15 protein-coding genes and 1 tRNA gene are annotated in these 16,116 nt (G+C 59.5%); 11 read left to right on the top strand and 5 right to left on the bottom strand.

Annotated elements, in window-relative coordinates:
* Window positions 1-398: 398 nt before the first annotated feature.
* Window positions 399-806: a DUF2721 domain-containing protein gene (locus tag CGS25_RS03745; protein ID WP_101674625.1), complete on the top strand. Its 408-nt coding sequence runs from the start codon at window positions 399-401 to the stop codon at window positions 804-806.
* Here the strand turns inward: CGS25_RS03745 and yegS are convergent.
* Window positions 803-1,708: a lipid kinase YegS gene (gene yegS / locus CGS25_RS03740; RefSeq protein ID WP_101674624.1), complete on the bottom strand. Its 906-nt coding sequence runs from the start codon at window positions 1,706-1,708 to the stop codon at window positions 803-805. The genes CGS25_RS03745 and yegS overlap by 4 nt on opposite strands.
* A 233-nt stretch (window positions 1,709-1,941) precedes the next feature.
* Here yegS and CGS25_RS03735 point away from each other — a divergent pair, with 233 nt between their 5' ends.
* A complete protein-coding gene (locus tag CGS25_RS03735) occupies window positions 1,942-2,157 on the top strand; it encodes a DUF2061 domain-containing protein (protein ID WP_089034580.1) in 216 nt (71 codons plus the stop codon).
* Window positions 2,158-2,233: 76 nt separating this feature from the next.
* Window positions 2,234-2,920 carry a TetR/AcrR family transcriptional regulator gene (locus tag CGS25_RS03730; RefSeq protein WP_089033120.1) on the top strand — a complete coding sequence of 229 codons (687 nt, stop codon included), beginning with the start codon at window positions 2,234-2,236 and terminating at the stop codon, window positions 2,918-2,920.
* Window positions 2,921-2,933: 13 nt separating this feature from the next.
* Here CGS25_RS03730 and CGS25_RS03725 read toward each other — a convergent pair whose 3' ends face one another.
* The 4 genes from CGS25_RS03725 to CGS25_RS03710 form a co-directional block, all read right to left on the bottom strand.
* Window positions 2,934-3,746, bottom strand: a complete 813-nt coding sequence (locus CGS25_RS03725; protein WP_101674623.1) for a class I SAM-dependent methyltransferase — start codon at window positions 3,744-3,746, stop codon at window positions 2,934-2,936.
* A 278-nt stretch (window positions 3,747-4,024) separates the two neighbouring features.
* Entirely contained in the window at window positions 4,025-6,796 is a 2,772-nt protein-coding gene (locus CGS25_RS03720; RefSeq protein WP_101674622.1) for a valine--tRNA ligase, read from the bottom strand.
* Window positions 6,797-6,870: 74 nt separating this feature from the next.
* On the bottom strand, window positions 6,871-7,296 hold the full coding sequence (locus CGS25_RS03715) for a DNA polymerase III subunit chi (protein ID WP_089033117.1): 426 nt from the start codon (window positions 7,294-7,296) through the stop codon (window positions 6,871-6,873).
* 88 nt (window positions 7,297-7,384) lie between these two features.
* Window positions 7,385-8,860 (bottom strand): leucyl aminopeptidase, encoded by a 1,476-nt coding sequence (locus tag CGS25_RS03710; RefSeq protein ID WP_101674621.1) that lies wholly within the window; start codon window positions 8,858-8,860, stop codon window positions 7,385-7,387.
* Here CGS25_RS03710 and lptF point away from each other — a divergent pair.
* The 8 genes from lptF (at window position 8,848) to CGS25_RS03670 (ending at window position 16,111) form a co-directional block, all read left to right on the top strand.
* Entirely contained in the window at window positions 8,848-10,020 is a 1,173-nt protein-coding gene (lptF, locus tag CGS25_RS03705; RefSeq protein WP_269800680.1) for an LPS export ABC transporter permease LptF, read from the top strand. The genes CGS25_RS03710 and lptF overlap by 13 nt on opposite strands.
* Window positions 10,017-11,078 carry an LPS export ABC transporter permease LptG gene (lptG, locus tag CGS25_RS03700; protein WP_089033114.1) on the top strand — a complete coding sequence of 354 codons (1,062 nt, stop codon included), beginning with the start codon at window positions 10,017-10,019 and terminating at the stop codon, window positions 11,076-11,078. Before lptF ends, lptG begins: the two co-directional genes overlap by 4 nt.
* An 82-nt stretch (window positions 11,079-11,160) precedes the next feature.
* Window positions 11,161-11,247 (top strand) — tRNA-Leu (locus CGS25_RS03695).
* A gap of 399 nt (window positions 11,248-11,646) precedes the next feature.
* Window positions 11,647-12,516 (top strand): metal-dependent hydrolase, encoded by an 870-nt coding sequence (locus tag CGS25_RS03690; RefSeq protein WP_067608685.1) that lies wholly within the window; start codon window positions 11,647-11,649, stop codon window positions 12,514-12,516.
* Window positions 12,517-13,533, top strand: coding sequence for a BtrH N-terminal domain-containing protein (locus CGS25_RS03685; RefSeq protein ID WP_198588683.1), 1,017 nt, complete (start codon window positions 12,517-12,519; stop codon window positions 13,531-13,533).
* A 77-nt stretch (window positions 13,534-13,610) separates the two neighbouring features.
* On the top strand, window positions 13,611-14,072 hold the full coding sequence (locus CGS25_RS03680; RefSeq protein ID WP_198588682.1) for a PaaI family thioesterase: 462 nt from the start codon (window positions 13,611-13,613) through the stop codon (window positions 14,070-14,072).
* A gap of 43 nt (window positions 14,073-14,115) precedes the next feature.
* Window positions 14,116-14,511 (top strand): PaaI family thioesterase, encoded by a 396-nt coding sequence (locus CGS25_RS03675; RefSeq protein WP_089034576.1) that lies wholly within the window; start codon window positions 14,116-14,118, stop codon window positions 14,509-14,511.
* A 49-nt stretch (window positions 14,512-14,560) separates the two neighbouring features.
* Window positions 14,561-16,111: a long-chain-fatty-acid--CoA ligase gene (locus tag CGS25_RS03670; RefSeq protein ID WP_089033113.1), complete on the top strand. Its 1,551-nt coding sequence runs from the start codon at window positions 14,561-14,563 to the stop codon at window positions 16,109-16,111.
* Window positions 16,112-16,116: the final 5 nt, after the last annotated feature.

Below are 16,116 nucleotides of genomic sequence, written 5' to 3'. Positions count from 1 at the left end.
ATCCCCCTTGCATTCGCGCCTACGCTCATGAGCTACAAGCCACAAGCCAAAAGCCACAAGCCAAAAGCCTCAAGCCTCAAGCCCCAAACCCCAAACCCCAGACCCAACCAATCCCAGAAACCCTTCTACCCCCTAACCCAATCCCAGAGCCCTCAGATAAAGCCCACCCCCCCCCACCCCGCAAAATCAAAATCGTCGCTGGCTGGGCCTGCTCCTACAAAATAAACACACACCTCGCCTCCGCCAGCCTGCCCTTTTACACCCAATCCCAGAAACCCCTCTACACCCCAACCCAATCCCAGAAACCTCCCTAAACAAACCAAACCAACCCCCCAACCCACCTCCCCACCCCAACCACTTTCCGGTACAGTCAACCTCTCCACCGCCACGAGCCCGCCATGACCCTCACCACGCCAGCCCTACTGTTCCCCGCCATCTCACTGCTGCTGCTCGCCTACACCAACCGCTTCCTGGTGCTGGCCCAGTTGATCCGCAAGCTGGCCGATGAGGAGAAAGCCGGCCATCAGGAAGTGGCGACGCTGCAGATAGAAATGCTCAATCGGAGGGTGGTGTTGACGCAGAGAATGCAAGTGGCGGGCGTGCTGAGCTTTCTGCTCTGCACGCTCTCCATGTTCGCGCTCTACCTGCACCTGGAGATGCCGGGGGTGGTGCTGTTTGGAGCCAGCCTGATCACGCTCTCGATATCGCTGCTGTATTCCCTGTGGGAGGTGTTGATTTCCACCAACGCGCTGAACGTTCAACTCAAGGCGCTGAACAGCAAAGCAAACGGTGAAGAGCGGGGTTAGTCCGCGTCGCCGGTGAGTGGGCAATCTTCGGGCAGGTGCAGGGCAATCGCGTGAGGGTGCAGCCGAAGAGTGAACTCGGTGTCTTTCAAGGGTTCACCGTCCAGATTCAGGTGCATGGGCTCAGGGGTGGTGATGGTCAACTCACTAAGGCGGGCACGCACGAACAGCCCTTCGTTGTCAGCGACGCCACCATTGTTGAACAGCTTTTTCACCCCGGCGAGCAGGTCCATTTCGGCGGGCAGAATGGCCACGTCCATCAGGCCGTCGTCGAGTTTCGCCTCCGGACACAGGCGCTGGCCACCACCGGCCTGGCGGCCGTTGCCCACTCCGAGGGCGAGAAATTCCCCCTGCCATTCGAAATCAGGGCCCTTGAAGGTGCCCTTGGCGGGGCGCACTTCGGCGAAGCGGGTCAGGCCGGTGAGCAGATAGGCGGCGCCACCGAGCACGCTCTTCAAGTCTTCCGAGGTTTCCGAGGTGACTTCGGTGCCAAAGCCGCCGGTGGCCATGTTCAGGAAGTAGCTGTCGTTGGCCTGAATCACATCCACCGGGGCGGCGGGCCGGTCGAGCAGGGCGAGGGCGTCGGCGGGCGCTTCGGGGATGCCCGCCGCGGTGGCCAGATCGTTGGCGGTGCCCAACGGCACGATGGCCAGGGCCAGGCCGGATTCCCCGGATTCCATCAGCGCCTGGGTGATGTCCCGCACCGAGCCGTCGCCGCCGGCGGCGATCAGGGTCGCGTAACCGAGCGACAGCGCTTCCCTGACGTAACGCTCGGCATCGCCGTCTTCCCAGGTCACCCTCACCGCCAGATCCCAGCCGTCTTCCCGGCGCGCCATCACGGCTTCGCGGATATCCTCGTTACCGGCCTGTTTGCCATGCAGAATCAACAGCGCTTTGCGATCCATGTCGTCCCGTCCGTTATCAAGAGTTCAGTGTGATCATCAGATCGTAGAGTAAGGATATTTGCGCCCCAGCACCGGTGCCCGCGAGCCAATTAACAAAAGTTAACCGCCAGAATTCCGCAATAGTTTTTTGCTTTCCGCGAAATAGAATCTATTCCTTTTCGCTATCAAATGAGAACCATTAATGTTGGGTAATGACGCAGGAGGTTCCCATGTTGAAGACGGTCGATTCCGGAGTGCTGAAGACGTTCAGTTTTGGCGCCATGCACATCAGTGTGGCCTTTTTGGTGGTGTGGGCAATGACCGGCGATTGGCGGATCGGCGGCGCCACCGCGCTGGTGGAGCCGTGCGTCAACACCGTCGCGTACCATTTTCATGAAAAGATCTGGAAACGCCGGTTGGGGCGCCGGGCGGGCGCCAATCCCGGGGCCGGGCCGGCTCTGCCCGCCTGATAGACTCACTGTTTACTTGGAAGGCCGTCCTTGGGTAAGCTAGCTGCCGGGTAAACAAAATCAGGGGATAAAGCGAGTGCAGCGTTCCAGTGAAGACCTGGATGCCATCCGGCAGGTCGTAAATCAGGTGCTTGAGGCGCACGCCGAAGAAGAGGGCGAGCAGCGCTCCCAGGCGCGCGCGGAAATCCTGATTCATTCCGTGCAGGTATTCGCTTTGCGGGGCCTGGCCAGAACCACCGTGCAGCATCTGCTGGACGCCGCCAACGTCTCCCGGCGGACGTTCTATAAATACTTTCGCAACAAGATGGATGTGCTGGAAAGCATTTATCGCATCTTTGTCGACAACATGCTGCTGCATTTTCACCAGGAAATGCGGCAGGCGCTGTCGGTCAAACAGATCATCACCAACACTACCCGTGTGTATTTCAACTACCACGTCAGCATGGGGCCGGTGATCAAACTGATGATGGAGGAAGCCCGCTCCTCGGCGTCGGCGCTGGCGCCACATCGCGTGCGCGCCCAGCAGATTGCCGCCGACGTGGTCACCGCGGAGATCAGCCGCCTGACCGGGCGCGAGCTGGATCCGCTGGTGATGCGCACCATGCTCTGGACACTGGAAAACTATTCGCTGTATATCTTCGAAAACGGCGAGTTTTCACAGGAACGGCTGGAGCAGTGTCAGCGTGTCATGATCGGTATCGCCGAGGCGGCGATCCTGGGCAACGAAGCCAGCCCGGGCTTTCTGGAAAAGCCGGCATCCTGAGAAGACGTCGGCGCTATTGCCCCGGCTTGCGGAAACGCAGGGTCATGCGGTCGCTCTCGCCGATGTTCATGTATTTCTCCCGATCCTGATCTCCCCGCCGCAATGTGGGCGGCAGTGTCCATACGCCCTGCGCATGTTCGGCGGTATCACGGGGATTGGCGTTCACGGGGCTGTTGCCATCGAGAACAAAGCCGGCTTTTTCCGCCGCTTCGATCACATAGGTTTCGGTCATGTAGCCGCTTTCAAGCTGCTCTTCCAACGGCCGGCCGGCGGGGGCCCGGTGTTCCACCACGCCGAGTAGGCCACCTGGTTTGAGCGCTTTATAGAAACTGGTGAACACGGCATCGGTGACGCCCGCCTGGGCCCAGTTGTGCACGTTGCGGAAGGTCAACACCCGGTCGACGCTGCCCGCTGGCGCGATGTCCAGGTGCTCAGGCGCTTCCAGCGCCGTGACCTTGACCTGATCATAAAGCTCTGGCTGGGTCGCCAGTTTCTTCTCGAAGGCCGCCCGTGAACGGCGAAAAAACGCCACCTTGCTGTCCGCCGGGAACTGGGCCGCGTACAGCGTGCCGCGGTCACGCAGCCACGGCGCCAGGATCGAGGTGTACCAGCCGCCGGCGCCGGGCCATATCTCCACCACCGTCATTTCCGGCCGCACCTGAAAGAACTCCAGGGTTTGCTTGGGATGCCGATACTGGTCACGCAGCAGTTCCCCGGCCTGGCGATGGGGGCTCTGAATAACCTGTTCCAGGCTCGCCGGGGTGGCCGCTTGAGTGACGCTGGCGAAGGCCGTTAACACGGCGCACAAGGCAATAACAACACGCATGGGTTCTCCTTGTCGGAAAAACAAATGACCGGCCGCGGGCGGCCCGCTGGCGGCGCCAGCGATCAGGTGATCACCCTTAGAATAGGGCCCGGGGAGGAAAGCGCAACGCGAACGCCGTGAAGGCGCGTTGGGTTGCCCAAAGACACCGCCATCGGAGCGGCGTCACAGCGTTCCCACTGACAGGCCAGACCGGAAAAGCGGTGCGAGGGCGTATTGCCGTACCGGCGCGGATCGGCGGGGCCCTTCAGAGCGCCCTCCTTGCCGCGCCGGCGAGGCGATTACAGGTACTTGATCTTCTCCAACTGCTCTTCCAGGCGTGCCTGCTGGGAGCGGTAGTCGTCCAGTTTCGCGCGCTCCTTGGCGACCACTTCTTGCGGCGCTTTATCGACGAAGTTGGGGTTGCGCAGTTTGGCGTCGCCCCGGGTTACCTCATTGCGCAGTTTGTCGATTTCCTTGCCGAGTCGTTCGATCTCCGCGTTCTTGTCGATCAAGCCGGCCATCGGCACCAGAATTTCCATATCGCCCACCAGACCGGTGGCGGAGGCGGGCGCCGAGTCTTCCGGGTTCAGCCAGCGCAGGCTGTTGAGGCGGGCCAGGCGGCAGAGAAAATTATGGTTGGCATCAAGGCGCTGGTGGTCGGCCTGTTTGCCATTGTGCAGGAACACGTCCAGATCCTTGCCGGGGGGAATGCGCATCTCGCCACGGATATTGCGGATCGCGGTGATCACCGCCTTGATCCACTCGATGTCCCGTTCCGCGTCGGTGTCCAGGCGGTCCGATTCGCCGGCGGGGTAGGGCTGGCACATGATGGTGTCGTGCTCCTTACCCGTCGTTTTGCCGGCCAGAGGCGCGACCTTTTGCCAGATTTCCTCGGTGATGAACGGCATGAACGGGTGCGCCAGACGCAGCACTGCTTCCAATACTCGCACCAGGGTACGGCGGGTGCCGCGTTTCTCCGCTTCGCTGTAGTCGTCGCCATAGAGCACCGGTTTGGACAACTCCAGATACCAGTCGCAGTACTCGTTCCAGATGAACTCGTAGGCGGCCTGGGAGGCCACGTCGAAGCGGAATTGATCCAGCGCTTCGGTGACTTCTTTTTCGGTGCGCTGCAGGGCGCTGACGATCCAGCGGTCCGCCAGTGACAACGTCATTTCGCCGTCCAGACCACAGTCCTGGCCTTCGGTGTTCATCAGCACATAACGGGCAGCGTTCCAGATCTTGTTGCAAAAGTTGCGGTAGCCCTCGATTCGGCCCATGTCCCATTTGATATCGCGGCCGGTGGAGGCGAGCGACAAAAAGGTGAAACGCAGCGCGTCGGTGCCGTAGCTGTTGATGCCGTCGGGGAATTCCTTACGGGTGCGCTTGGCGATCTGCTTTTCTTTCTGAGGCTGCATCAGCCCCCGGGTGCGCTTGTCCACCAGGGTGTCCAGCTCGATGCCGTCGATCAGATCCAGCGGATCAAGCACATTGCCCTTGGACTTGGACATTTTCTGCCCTTCGGCATCGCGCACCAGGCCGTGCACGTAGACCTTCTTGAAGGGCACTTCGCCGGTGAATTTGAGCGTCATCATGATCATCCGGGCGACCCAGAAGAAGATGATGTCGAAGCCGGTGACCAGCACGTCGGAAGGGTGGAAGGTCTTCAGCTCATCGGTTTGTTCCGGCCAGCCCAGGGTGGAGAAGGTCCACAGGGCGGAGCTGAACCAGGTGTCGAGCACGTCTTCATCCTGGCTCAGCGGAATGTCGCCCAAATTGTGGCTCCGGCGCACTTCGTCCTCGTCACGGCCCACGTAGACGTTGCCGTTTTCGTCGTACCAGGCGGGAATCCGGTGGCCCCACCAGAGTTGCCGGGAAATGCACCAGTCCTGCAGGTCGCGCATCCACGAAAAGTACATGTTCTCGTAGTTCTTCGGCACGAACTGGATGCTGCCGTTTTCCACCGCCTCGATGGCCGGCTTCGCCAGGCTTTCCACGGCCACGAACCATTGATCGGTGAGGTAGGGTTCGATCACCACGCCGGAGCGGTCACCTCGGGGTACTTGCAGGGTGTGATCCTGCACCTTTTCCAGCAGGCCCAGGGCATCCAGGTCGTCGATCACTTTTTTGCGCGCGTCGTAACGGTCCAGGCCGCGATAGGGCTCGGGGACTTCATCGTTGAGCTGGGCATCGATGGTAAGAATATTGATCATCGGCAGATCGTGGCGTTTGCCGACTTCGTAATCGTTGAAGTCGTGCGCCGGGGTGATCTTCACGCAGCCGGAACCGAAATCCGGATCCACGTAGTCGTCGGCGATGATCGGGATATCACGATCGGTCAGGGGCAGACGAATGCTCTGGCCAATCAGATCCTTGTAGCGCGGGTCGTCGGGGTGCACGGCCACGGCGGTGTCGCCGAGCATGGTTTCTGGCCGCGTGGTGGCCACCACCAGGTGCCCCGAGCCGTCCGAAAGCGGATAGCGGAAGTGCCACATGTGGCCCTGTTCTTCGCGATTTTCCACTTCCAGATCCGAAATCGCCGTGTGCAACGCCGGGTCCCAGTTAACCAGCCGTTTGCCCCGGTAAATCAGCCCCTCCTGGTGCAGTCGCACGAACACCTCGCGCACCGCGTTGGAGAGGCCGTCGTCCATGGTGAAACGCTCGCGGGACCAGTCCGCGCTGGCGCCCATGCGCCGTAGCTGGCGGGTAATGGTGCCGCCGGACTCCGCTTTCCATTCCCACACTTTTTCGATAAAGCGATCGCGGCCCAGCTGATGGCGGTTGCTGCCCTCGGCGGCAAGCCGGCGCTCGACCACCATCTGAGTGGCGATGCCGGCGTGATCGGTGCCTACCTGCCAGAGGGTATTGCGCCCTTGCATGCGGCGGTAGCGCACCAGGGTGTCCATGATGGTGTCCTGGAAGGCGTGGCCCATGTGCAGGCTGCCGGTCACATTGGGCGGCGGGATCATGATGGCGAAGGGGTCGCCCTGGCCGGAGGGGCGGAAATAGCCCGCTTTTTCCCAGCTCTGGTACCAGGACTGCTCAATACGCTCGGGTTGGTAGGTTTTATCCATGATGTCCGCTGTGTCTGTTGCCGCAAAAAATGAGAGGCGGAGTATACCGCAGGAGGAGAGCGGGCGCGCCGCCTTCAGCCGTGATCGTCGAGCTTGTGGGTGCGGATATCGAACCCGCGCTCCCGGTAAAAGCGAAAGCGCTCGCGGCCCGCTTCACGCAGCGGCGCGTCGCCGGTGATCATTTCCGCCACGCGCTGAAAACGGGTGGCGAAGTCCGGCACCCGTGGGTTGAGGTTGATCATCACATCGTGGTGTTCGCCGGGGTTGTCGCCGTGGCCAAGCACCACCGGCGCCGCCTGGCCGGCCAGGCCGTGGGGCAGGAAACCGGTGGCCGGCCGGCTCCAGAACAGCGCATCAAGATGATGGCTGTGCTGTTCGTTCTCGCAATGCACGTAGACCTGGCGCCCCTGGCGCCAGGCTTTGTCGGCGATACGCCAGGCCAGGGCATCGCGCACCCCTTCGCCGGCTTGCTCGGTGATATAAAACAGGATTTCGGTCATCGGGGTCGACGCTGGCACGCATCACGCTGGCACGCAAGCACGCTGTGGGCCGGGCCCGGTGGCGTGCTTGCGTATCGCGTGTCGCCTGTCAGCCCTGCTCCGCCAGGTTGATCAGATAGCGGGTCAGCATCGGCACCGGCCGCCCCGAGGCGCCCTTTTCCTTGCCGCCGCTGGTCCAGGCGGTGCCGGCGATGTCCAGATGCGCCCACTTCACGTCACGGGCGAAGCGGTGCAAAAAGCAGGCGGCGGTGATCGAGCCCCCCTTGGGGCCGCCGATGTTCTGCATGTCGGCGAACGGGCTGTCCAGCTGGCTTTGATAGTCTTCCCAGAGCGGCATTGGCCAGCCTCGATCGCCGGTGGTACGGCCGGCTTCCAGCAGTGCTTCGCCGAGTTCGTCATTGTTGCTGTACACCGCCTGGGCGTGGGAACCCAAGGCGACCACGCAGGCGCCGGTCAGGGTGGCGATGTCGATCACCGTGTGCGGCTTGTGTTTTTGCTGCACATAGGTGAGCGCGTCGCACAGCACCAGACGGCCCTCGGCGTCGGTATTGAGAATCTCCACGGTCTGTCCGGACAGCGTTTTGACGATATCGCCGGGGCGGGTGGCGCCGCCATCGGGCATGTTTTCCGCCGCCGCCACCACCGCCACCAGGTGAATCGGCAGTTTCAATTCGCACACCGTTTTGACGCTGCCAAACACGCTGGCGGCGCCGCCCATGTCGTATTTCATTTCGTCCATATTGGCGCCGGGCTTCAGGGAAATGCCCCCGGTATCGAAGGTAATGCCCTTGCCGACCAGCGACACCGGCGCGCCGCTGGCGCCCTTGTATTCCATCACGATCAGGCAGCCCTCACGGGTGCTGCCCTTGGCGACGGCGTGGAAGGCGCCCATGCCCATCTTTTCCGCCTGGGCCTGGCTGATGATCTTCACCGACAGCTTTTCGTATTCACGGCCCAGTTCACGGGCGCGCCCGGCCAGATATTCCGGGTAGCAATCGTTGGGGGGCAGGTTGCCCAGATCGCGCGCCAGCGCCGAGCCGGCGGCCACCGCTTTGCCCACCTTGCTGGCTTTTTTCAGGCCGGCGTCACCGGCCTGGTGCCAGAACGTCCACTTTTTCAGGCTGGCCGCCTTCGGGGTCTTGCTGCGGTAGAGATCGAATCGGTAAGCGGCTTCTTCGGTGACCCGGGTGCCTTCACGAACCTGCCATTGCAGATCCTTGTTCACCGTCAGGGTGTCGAGCAGCCATACGGCGTGCTTGGCCGGGCCGCCCTGCAAGGTTTTGCTGACGCGCCCGAGCAGCTTAAGAAAGGTCAGGCCATCGAGCTCCGTTTTGTCGCCGCAGCCGACCAGCAGAAGGCGGCTGGCGGCCACCCCGGCGGGCTGGTGCAACCATGCCATCTGGCCCTTGTTGCCGGAAAAATCGCCGGCTTTGATGAACGCCTCCACCGTTTCGCGTGTCTCATCGGGCAGACTCTCCGGCAGGGATGACGCGCTGCTCAATGGGATTATCAGGCAATCCGCTTTCAGTTTCGGCAGGGCCGTATGGCTAATTGCGTACTCCATGCTCTCTCCTGGGTTACAATGCCGCGCATTGCGAGGCTGGATTCGTTGCGGGACCGACGTTGATATTACACCGCTACATTAATCGACAGGTATTCATGACCACGGTGATGGTCACCTTCATTCTTGTGATGGTGCTGGTCAGTGGTCGCTTTATCAAGTATCTGGCCGAAGCTGCCGCCGGGCAGATCGCCGCGGATGCGTTGTTCATGGTGATGGCGTTCCGGTTGCCGGAATTCCTGCAGATGATTCTGCCATTGAGCCTGTACATCGCCTTGCTGCTGGTGCTGGGGCGCATGCACATGGACAACGAAATGGTGGTGCTGCACGCCGGCGGCCAGGGCAACGCGCGGGTGATCCGTTCGCTGATCGCGCCAGTGCTGGTGGCGATGGCGGTGGTGGCGCTGTTTTCTCTGTACGTGACGCCCAAGGGCGACGCCGAGGTGAACCGCATCTTCGAGGAGCAAAAAGGCCGGTCGGTGCTTGAGCTGCTCACGCCGGGGCGGTTCCATGTCAAAGGCGACGGCGAGTCCCAGCGCGCCACCTACGCCGAGAGTCTTAATCGCGAGGAAGGCGTGTTGGAGAACGTGTTCGTCGCCGACGCCAGCTTCGGCGACGACGAAGCCGGCCGCATTCTTACCGTGTGGGCGCGCACCGGGCGGCTGGTGCAAGACGACAACATCAGCTACCTGGAGTTGCGCGATGGCTTTCAATACCAGGGCAAGCCCGGCGCCGCTGATTACCGCGAGGTCGCCTTTGAAACCGCTCGCGTGCGCATCGGTAACGAGCGATCCAGCAGCCGGCCGCCAGAGGTGCGCGGGCGCGCCACCGCCGAGCTGATCGAGGACGGTTCCAACAAAGCCCAGGCCGAATTGCAGTGGCGCTGGTCGCTGATTCTTACCATTCCGATCATGTGTCTGGCGGCCATTCCGCTTGCCAGGGTGAATCCTCGGCAGGGCCGTTTCCTGCGCATGATTCCGGCGGTACTGGGGTACATGTTCTACGTCGGCCTGCTGCTGACCATGCGCAGTTGGATCGCTGACCTGCCGGGCAAGGAACACCCCTGGTTCTACTCGACGTTATGGATTCACCTGTTGGCGGGGATCGCGGTGTTCGGCTTGTATTACGGTGACCGGCTGTTTAAGCGGAGGACCCGCCAATGAAGCTGTTGCAAGGCTACGTCTGGCGTGCGGTGTTGATTCCCTCCATCGCCCTGGTGTCGATCATCGTGGCGCTGGACAGCCTGTTTAATTTTATTTACGAGCTGGAGTTCCTGAAGGGTAACTATCAGGTGTTCCAGGCGTTGCAGTTCATTGTCACCACCTCGCCGCGCCGTTTTTATGAATACCTGCCGATGGCGATCCTGCTGGGCACGCTGATTGGCCTGGGCCTGCTCGCCAACAGCGGTGAATTGTCGGTGATTCGCGCCGCCGGGGTGTCCACCCTGCGGGTCAGCTGGATGGTGCTGCGGCCAGTGCTGTTTTTGATGATCCTGTCGATCCCTCTGGGCGAGTATTTGGCGCCATACTCCGAGCAGGTGGCGCAAAGCAATCGCTCCCTGGCGACGTCCGGAGGCGAGGCGTTGAGCAGCAAAAATGGCTTCTGGCACCGCGAGGGCGATGAGTTTATCCATATCAATACCGCCCAGCCCAATGGCGTTATCTATGGCCTCACCCGCTATCGTTTCAGCGAGGACCACAAACTGGCGGAAAGCCTGTTCGTGGAGCGCGCGGTATTCCAGGGTGAGCACTGGTCCCTGCAGGGAGTGCACGGCACGCGCTTCGACGAAAACGGCACCGAAACGTTCGAACGCTCCGGCGGCGACTGGACCACCAGTCTGACCCCGCAGTTACTCAGTGTGGTGGTGCTCGACCCCAACCGGCTGGCGATGAGCAAGCTGTGGACCTATTCGCGCTACCTCAAGGCGCAGGGGCTGGAAACCGCCGACTACATGCTGTCGTTCTGGCAGAAGCTGTTGATGCCGGTGGCCACCATGGGCATGGTGCTGATCGCCATTTCGTTCGTGTTCGGCCCGCTGCGTGAGGTCACCATGGGCCTGCGGGTGGCGGCGGGCATTGTCGCCGGCCTCACCTTTCACTATGGCCAACAGTTTTTCGGCTATCTGTCGCTGGTGTTCCACACCGAGCCGTTGATCGCCGCCGCCTTGCCGCCGGCCCTGTGTCTGGGGGCCGGCATCTGGTTGTTGGCGAGGGTGCGCTGAGCCACGCAGACACGGTATGGCCACTCGAGGCCTCCTGCATCTGGCGTCTCTCGTCTGGCGTGATATACTCGCCGCCCGCTTTGCCAGAGTGGTGAAATTGGTAGACACGACGGATTCAAAATCCGTTGCCCGCGAGGGCGTGCCGGTTCAAGTCCGGCCTCTGGTACCAAACATTATGTCGGGAATGGACTTCCGACGCAGCGTCGTCACTGGGATTTCCCTTTCTGGATTCGTTAGGACGCCCGTTCAACTTGCTCCTTCGACTAGCTACGTTGAGGCGGCTGTAAACATCCCCGCTTCATCTGGTTACAAGCCGGGCAGCCGTAATCGGTGGTTGCCCTCCTCTCTCCTCCCTTGAACCGCACGACTACCTTATCAAACAACGGACCTGAGTTCCGCGGACGTCCCGACGCCCCTTTGTATGCACTGCTGCTTCAGATGGCAGTGTCCTGTTACGGTAAAAGATGAGCGAGCTTTAAGAAAAAATTCTTATTGAGTCTTGGTTGGTTAACCAATAGCATCTTTGGAAACGTATACTTCATGCTGTAGTTCTCTAGAGGAGGTTCTGATGAGTGCAATCTCAATTCAGCCCCGTAAAGTAGATTTTGATGTGTCCTCTGTGCCGCGCCACTGGAATGGTGGTGATCCTGTGGTAACCCGTTTTTTTGACGCCTTGTCGGTGCATTTTCCCGAGGGGGAGCGGTTTTTTATCCAGTCGGTGCGCCATTTCCAGGATCAGGTGACGGACCAGCGCTTGCGTGAAGATATCCGCCATTTCATTCGTCAGGAGGGCCAGCACGGTATCGTCCATGATCGTTTCAATGACGTGATGGAGGCGCAGGGAATCGATGTCGATCAGATTACCCGCAACCTGCGTCGTTTTATTCGTACGACACAGAAATACATGCCGGAAAAGTATCAACTGGCGATGACCGCGGCTTTCGAGCATTTTACCGCCACTCTGGGCGAGGCGATGCTGAAGGATGAAACGGATATGTTCCGAGATGCGGATCCGGTAATGCGGGCGATGTTTCTCTGGCATGGTGTGGAAGAGGTTGAGCACAAGGCAGTGGCGTACGATGTATACCGAACCGCCGCAGGCGGGGGTTATTTGACTCGCGCTTCGGCCCTGGTGGTTGCCATGCTGATGGTGCACCTGGTCGTCGGACCGGTGTTCGTGAATATGTTGCGTCTTGACGGTGCGATGCGACGGCCGACGGTAGTGCTGCGTGGTCTAAACCGGCTCTACGGTCGTCGCGGTATTCTGACCCGCATGTTGCCCGAGTTTGTTGCGTGGTTCCGTCCGGGATTCCACCCCTGGCAAACGGGCATGCCGGAGAAAGTCGCGGCATGGTTGAAGGAGTACGGAGAGCATGGTGATCCGATGCGGGCATCGGCCGCCGTATATGAAACCGAGCCGGTGAGCGAGGCCGCTTGAATGGTCGGCGGAGAAGTGTCTGAAACGGCTGTAAGGCCAAAGATCGGGGCGCGTCACTGCCACAGGCCGGGCAGGCACTGTGGCAGTTCGGCCATCCGTGACTTGCTTGAGTTCCACGGCTTGGTGATGAGCGAGGCTTGCTGTTTTGGTCTTGGGGCCGGACTCGGCATTACCTATGTGGAGACTGCAGCCTCCAATACCCCTTTCATCGTCCATGTGCGTTCAATGGAATTCGAGGAAAACGTATTCAATACTTTGGATATTCCCTTTTCCTGGCGCGGCTACCGCGATCAACGGTCCGCCAATACGGATCTCAAACGGGTGCTGAATGAAAATCGACCCGCACTGTTGTTAACTGACATTTTCCATTTGCCCTACTTCCAAAGCAGCACACATTTTGCAGGGCACGCCATTGTGGCATGGTTATATGACGAGGAGCGGGACGAGGTGTTGGTCAGTGATACCGAACGCCCGGGATTGATCGCGGTATCTACGGCTAATTTGGCCGACGCACGCTTCTCCACTGCGCCCCCTTTTATTCATAACGGAAACCTGTTTGCCCCCGAAGCTATCAAAGCCAGCGTAACTCCGGAACGTATTCGGAGGGCCATCTTTGACAATGCCTATGCTCTGGCGAACGGCGATCGTTTTAGCGGTCTCGCGGCGCTGGATACTTGGATTGACGGGCTGTCACATTGGGCGGCTGACGAAAACTGGCGCTGGTCGTTGCGTTTTGCTTACCAGGTGATCGAAAAGCGCGGTACTGGGGGAGCCGGATTTCGTACCCTGTACGCCGATTTTTTGGAAGAGGCCAGTGCACGGCTTGCCGTGGTGAGAGATGCGAAGTTAGTGGAGCTCATGCGAGGCGCGGCAGCGGCTTGGTCCGGCTTGGCGGCTGTTTTGAAAATGGCTTCCGAGGCAACGACATTTCCTTCCGCCGATATCGAGTTGGCTATTAATCGGGTTAAATCACACGAGTCGCGTTATGTGAAGTGTGCACTAGATGCTCTGGGCTGATTAGATAAAAGCGACCGGACCCGGAGCGAGATACCGGCTCCCGAGTGGGCCAGCCAATGAAAGGGGGAAGCGATTCGATGTCAGATCGTTATTTAACCATGGCTAAGACCTTCTTTGGCACGTCCCATCCCTTGTTCAACGCCTTCGGCGTGGAAGTGGAGGAAGTTGGCAAAGGGCGTGCCGCCATGAGCCTCTCCTGCCGTCCAGCGCTTTGCGATCGGCACGGGGGGCTTCACCGAGGAGTTGTTGTCACGCTATTGGATACCAATTGCGGGTTGGCAATATTTTCCCGACTCGGTGACATGCGTCCGATTGCGACCATCGATCTGCGTGTGGATTTCATTCGCCCCGTACCCGCGGGGGAGGGAATCTACAGCGAGGTGGAGTGTTACGCGGTAAGAGGTGATATCGCCTATGTGCGCGGACAAGGTTGCGCTTATTCCGATCATAACTTGCTGGCAACGGTATTTGGTTCGTTTGCCGTCGGTACTCTCGGGCCTGCATTCGATTCAGCCATGAAAGGGGAGGGGACAGTATGAAAGAGCGATCGCTTTTGAATCGCCAGATGACGGGTTGGCCGACATGGCTCTGAATAAAGCGCAAAAAGAAATGCTTGAAAATACTCCATTTGTGGAGTTTCTAGGTCTTGAGGCGCTGACCTCTGATGAGGGGTTCTCTTGCCGGTTGTGCTTTCGAGAGCAGCATATCGGTAATCCTCTATTGCGCACCTTTCATGGCGGCATTCTCGCCAGTTTTGCCGAAATAACGGCAGCTCTTTATTTGATGGAATCGCTTGATCTGGTCGAAGAGCCGTTATGCAGTAGTATGACCTTTGATTATTTACGGCCCGCGTTTGCGGGCACGATTCGTGCCGAGCCTTGTATTGTCCGTGCAGGAAGACGTTTCGTAGTCGTTTCCGTCGACGTTTATCTGGATAAAACGCTTGTGTCAATCGGGCGCTTTATCTATAGCCGCTAAGTGTTTTCAACTGGGGGCTGATGCTTTTTGAACGACCTGGGAGAATACCATGATCATATCGCAAACATTACGTCGTGCGGTCCAGCAAAATCCTGACGGCATCGCCACGATTTACAAGGATAAAAAGCGGTCATGGCGCGCTTTTGAGAATCGTGTTGCGCGGCTGGCCGCGGGCCTTCGCGCCTTGGGAGCGGAAAGCGGGAATCGCGTCGCGATCTTGTCACTCAATAGCGACCGCTACCTAGAATATTTTTACGCCGTGCCATGGGCCGGCGCGGCTCTTAACCCCGTCAATATCCGCCTGGCACCGCCGGAGATCGCGTACAGTCTGAACGATTCCGCATCGTCCATCCTGTTTGTCGATGATGCATTCAGCGACATGCTGTCAAAACTGTGGCCGCTGCTTGAGACCGTTCAACATGTGGTTTTCATGGGCGACGGTAGTTTACCGGACGGGTGTGTCGACTATGAGTCGCTTATCGCTGAATCCGATCCGATGCGGGATATCAGCGAAGGAGGGAGCGAGCTTGCCGGACTGTTCTATACCGGGGGGACCACCGGGCGGTCGAAAGGCGTGATGCTGAGCCATGACAACCTTGTCTTCAATGCGCTTAATGTGGTGCCGGAAATGGATTATGGGTCCGGCACGATCTACATGCATGCGGCTCCGATGTTTCATTTGGCCGATATGGCAAGCACTTTTGCCGTGACGCTAGCTGGTGGCACGCACGGCATCGTACCTCGTTTCGACATAGACGATGTGCTCTCTTTTATTGAGCGTGAAAGAGTTACACATGCCTTACTCGTGCCAACGATGATCAATCTGCTGGTGTCCTCCGGAAGAATAAAGGAATTCGACGTAAGTAGCGTCAAGCGCATGCTCTACGGAGCGTCGGCCATGCCTGAGTCAGTATTGATCAGCGCCATGAAGCAGATGCCGGACGCTCTGTTCGCTCAAGGGTATGGACAGACGGAGGCGTCACCCATCATCACCGCCTTGCCACCCGATTTCCATGTGCCTGGAGGCGACAAACTTCGAAGCGCGGGCAGAGCCGCGCTGGGAGTCGAGGTTGCCATTTTTGACAAGGATGATACCGAGCGGCCGAGATGCGAAGTTGGCGAGATCTGCGCCAGAGGTCCGAACGTCATGCTGGGTTATTGGGGAATGGAGGAAGCCTCCGCTGAGGCCCTGCGTAACGGCTGGTTGCATACCGGTGATCTCGGTTATATGGATGAAGACGGGTTTGTCTTCATCGTCGATCGCGTCAAGGACATGATCATCAGTGGTGGGGAGAATATATTCTCGGTCGAAGTTGAGAGTGCTATCTATAGTCATCCCGCGATACAGGAATGCGCGGTGGTGGGGATTCCCCACGATGAATGGGTTGAAACGGTGCATGCAATCGTCGTGCCTCGCCAAGGCCATGTGCTCACGGAAGACGAGCTGTTGAGTCATTGCCGGGAGTTGATTGCCGGTTACAAACTTCCACGTAGTATCGAGTTCCGTAGTGAGCCATTGCCGATAAGTGGCGCCGGCAAGATTCTCAAGAATGAGCTGCGTGCACCCTACTGGGAACGGATGGGCCGATCGGTTACCTGATTTAT

This window comes from Alloalcanivorax mobilis (assembly GCF_002864685.1).
Classification (GTDB): domain Bacteria; phylum Pseudomonadota; class Gammaproteobacteria; order Pseudomonadales; family Alcanivoracaceae; genus Alloalcanivorax; species Alloalcanivorax mobilis.
Note: the sequence above shows the minus strand (reverse complement) of the source record. Positions and strands in the feature narration are given on the sequence as shown.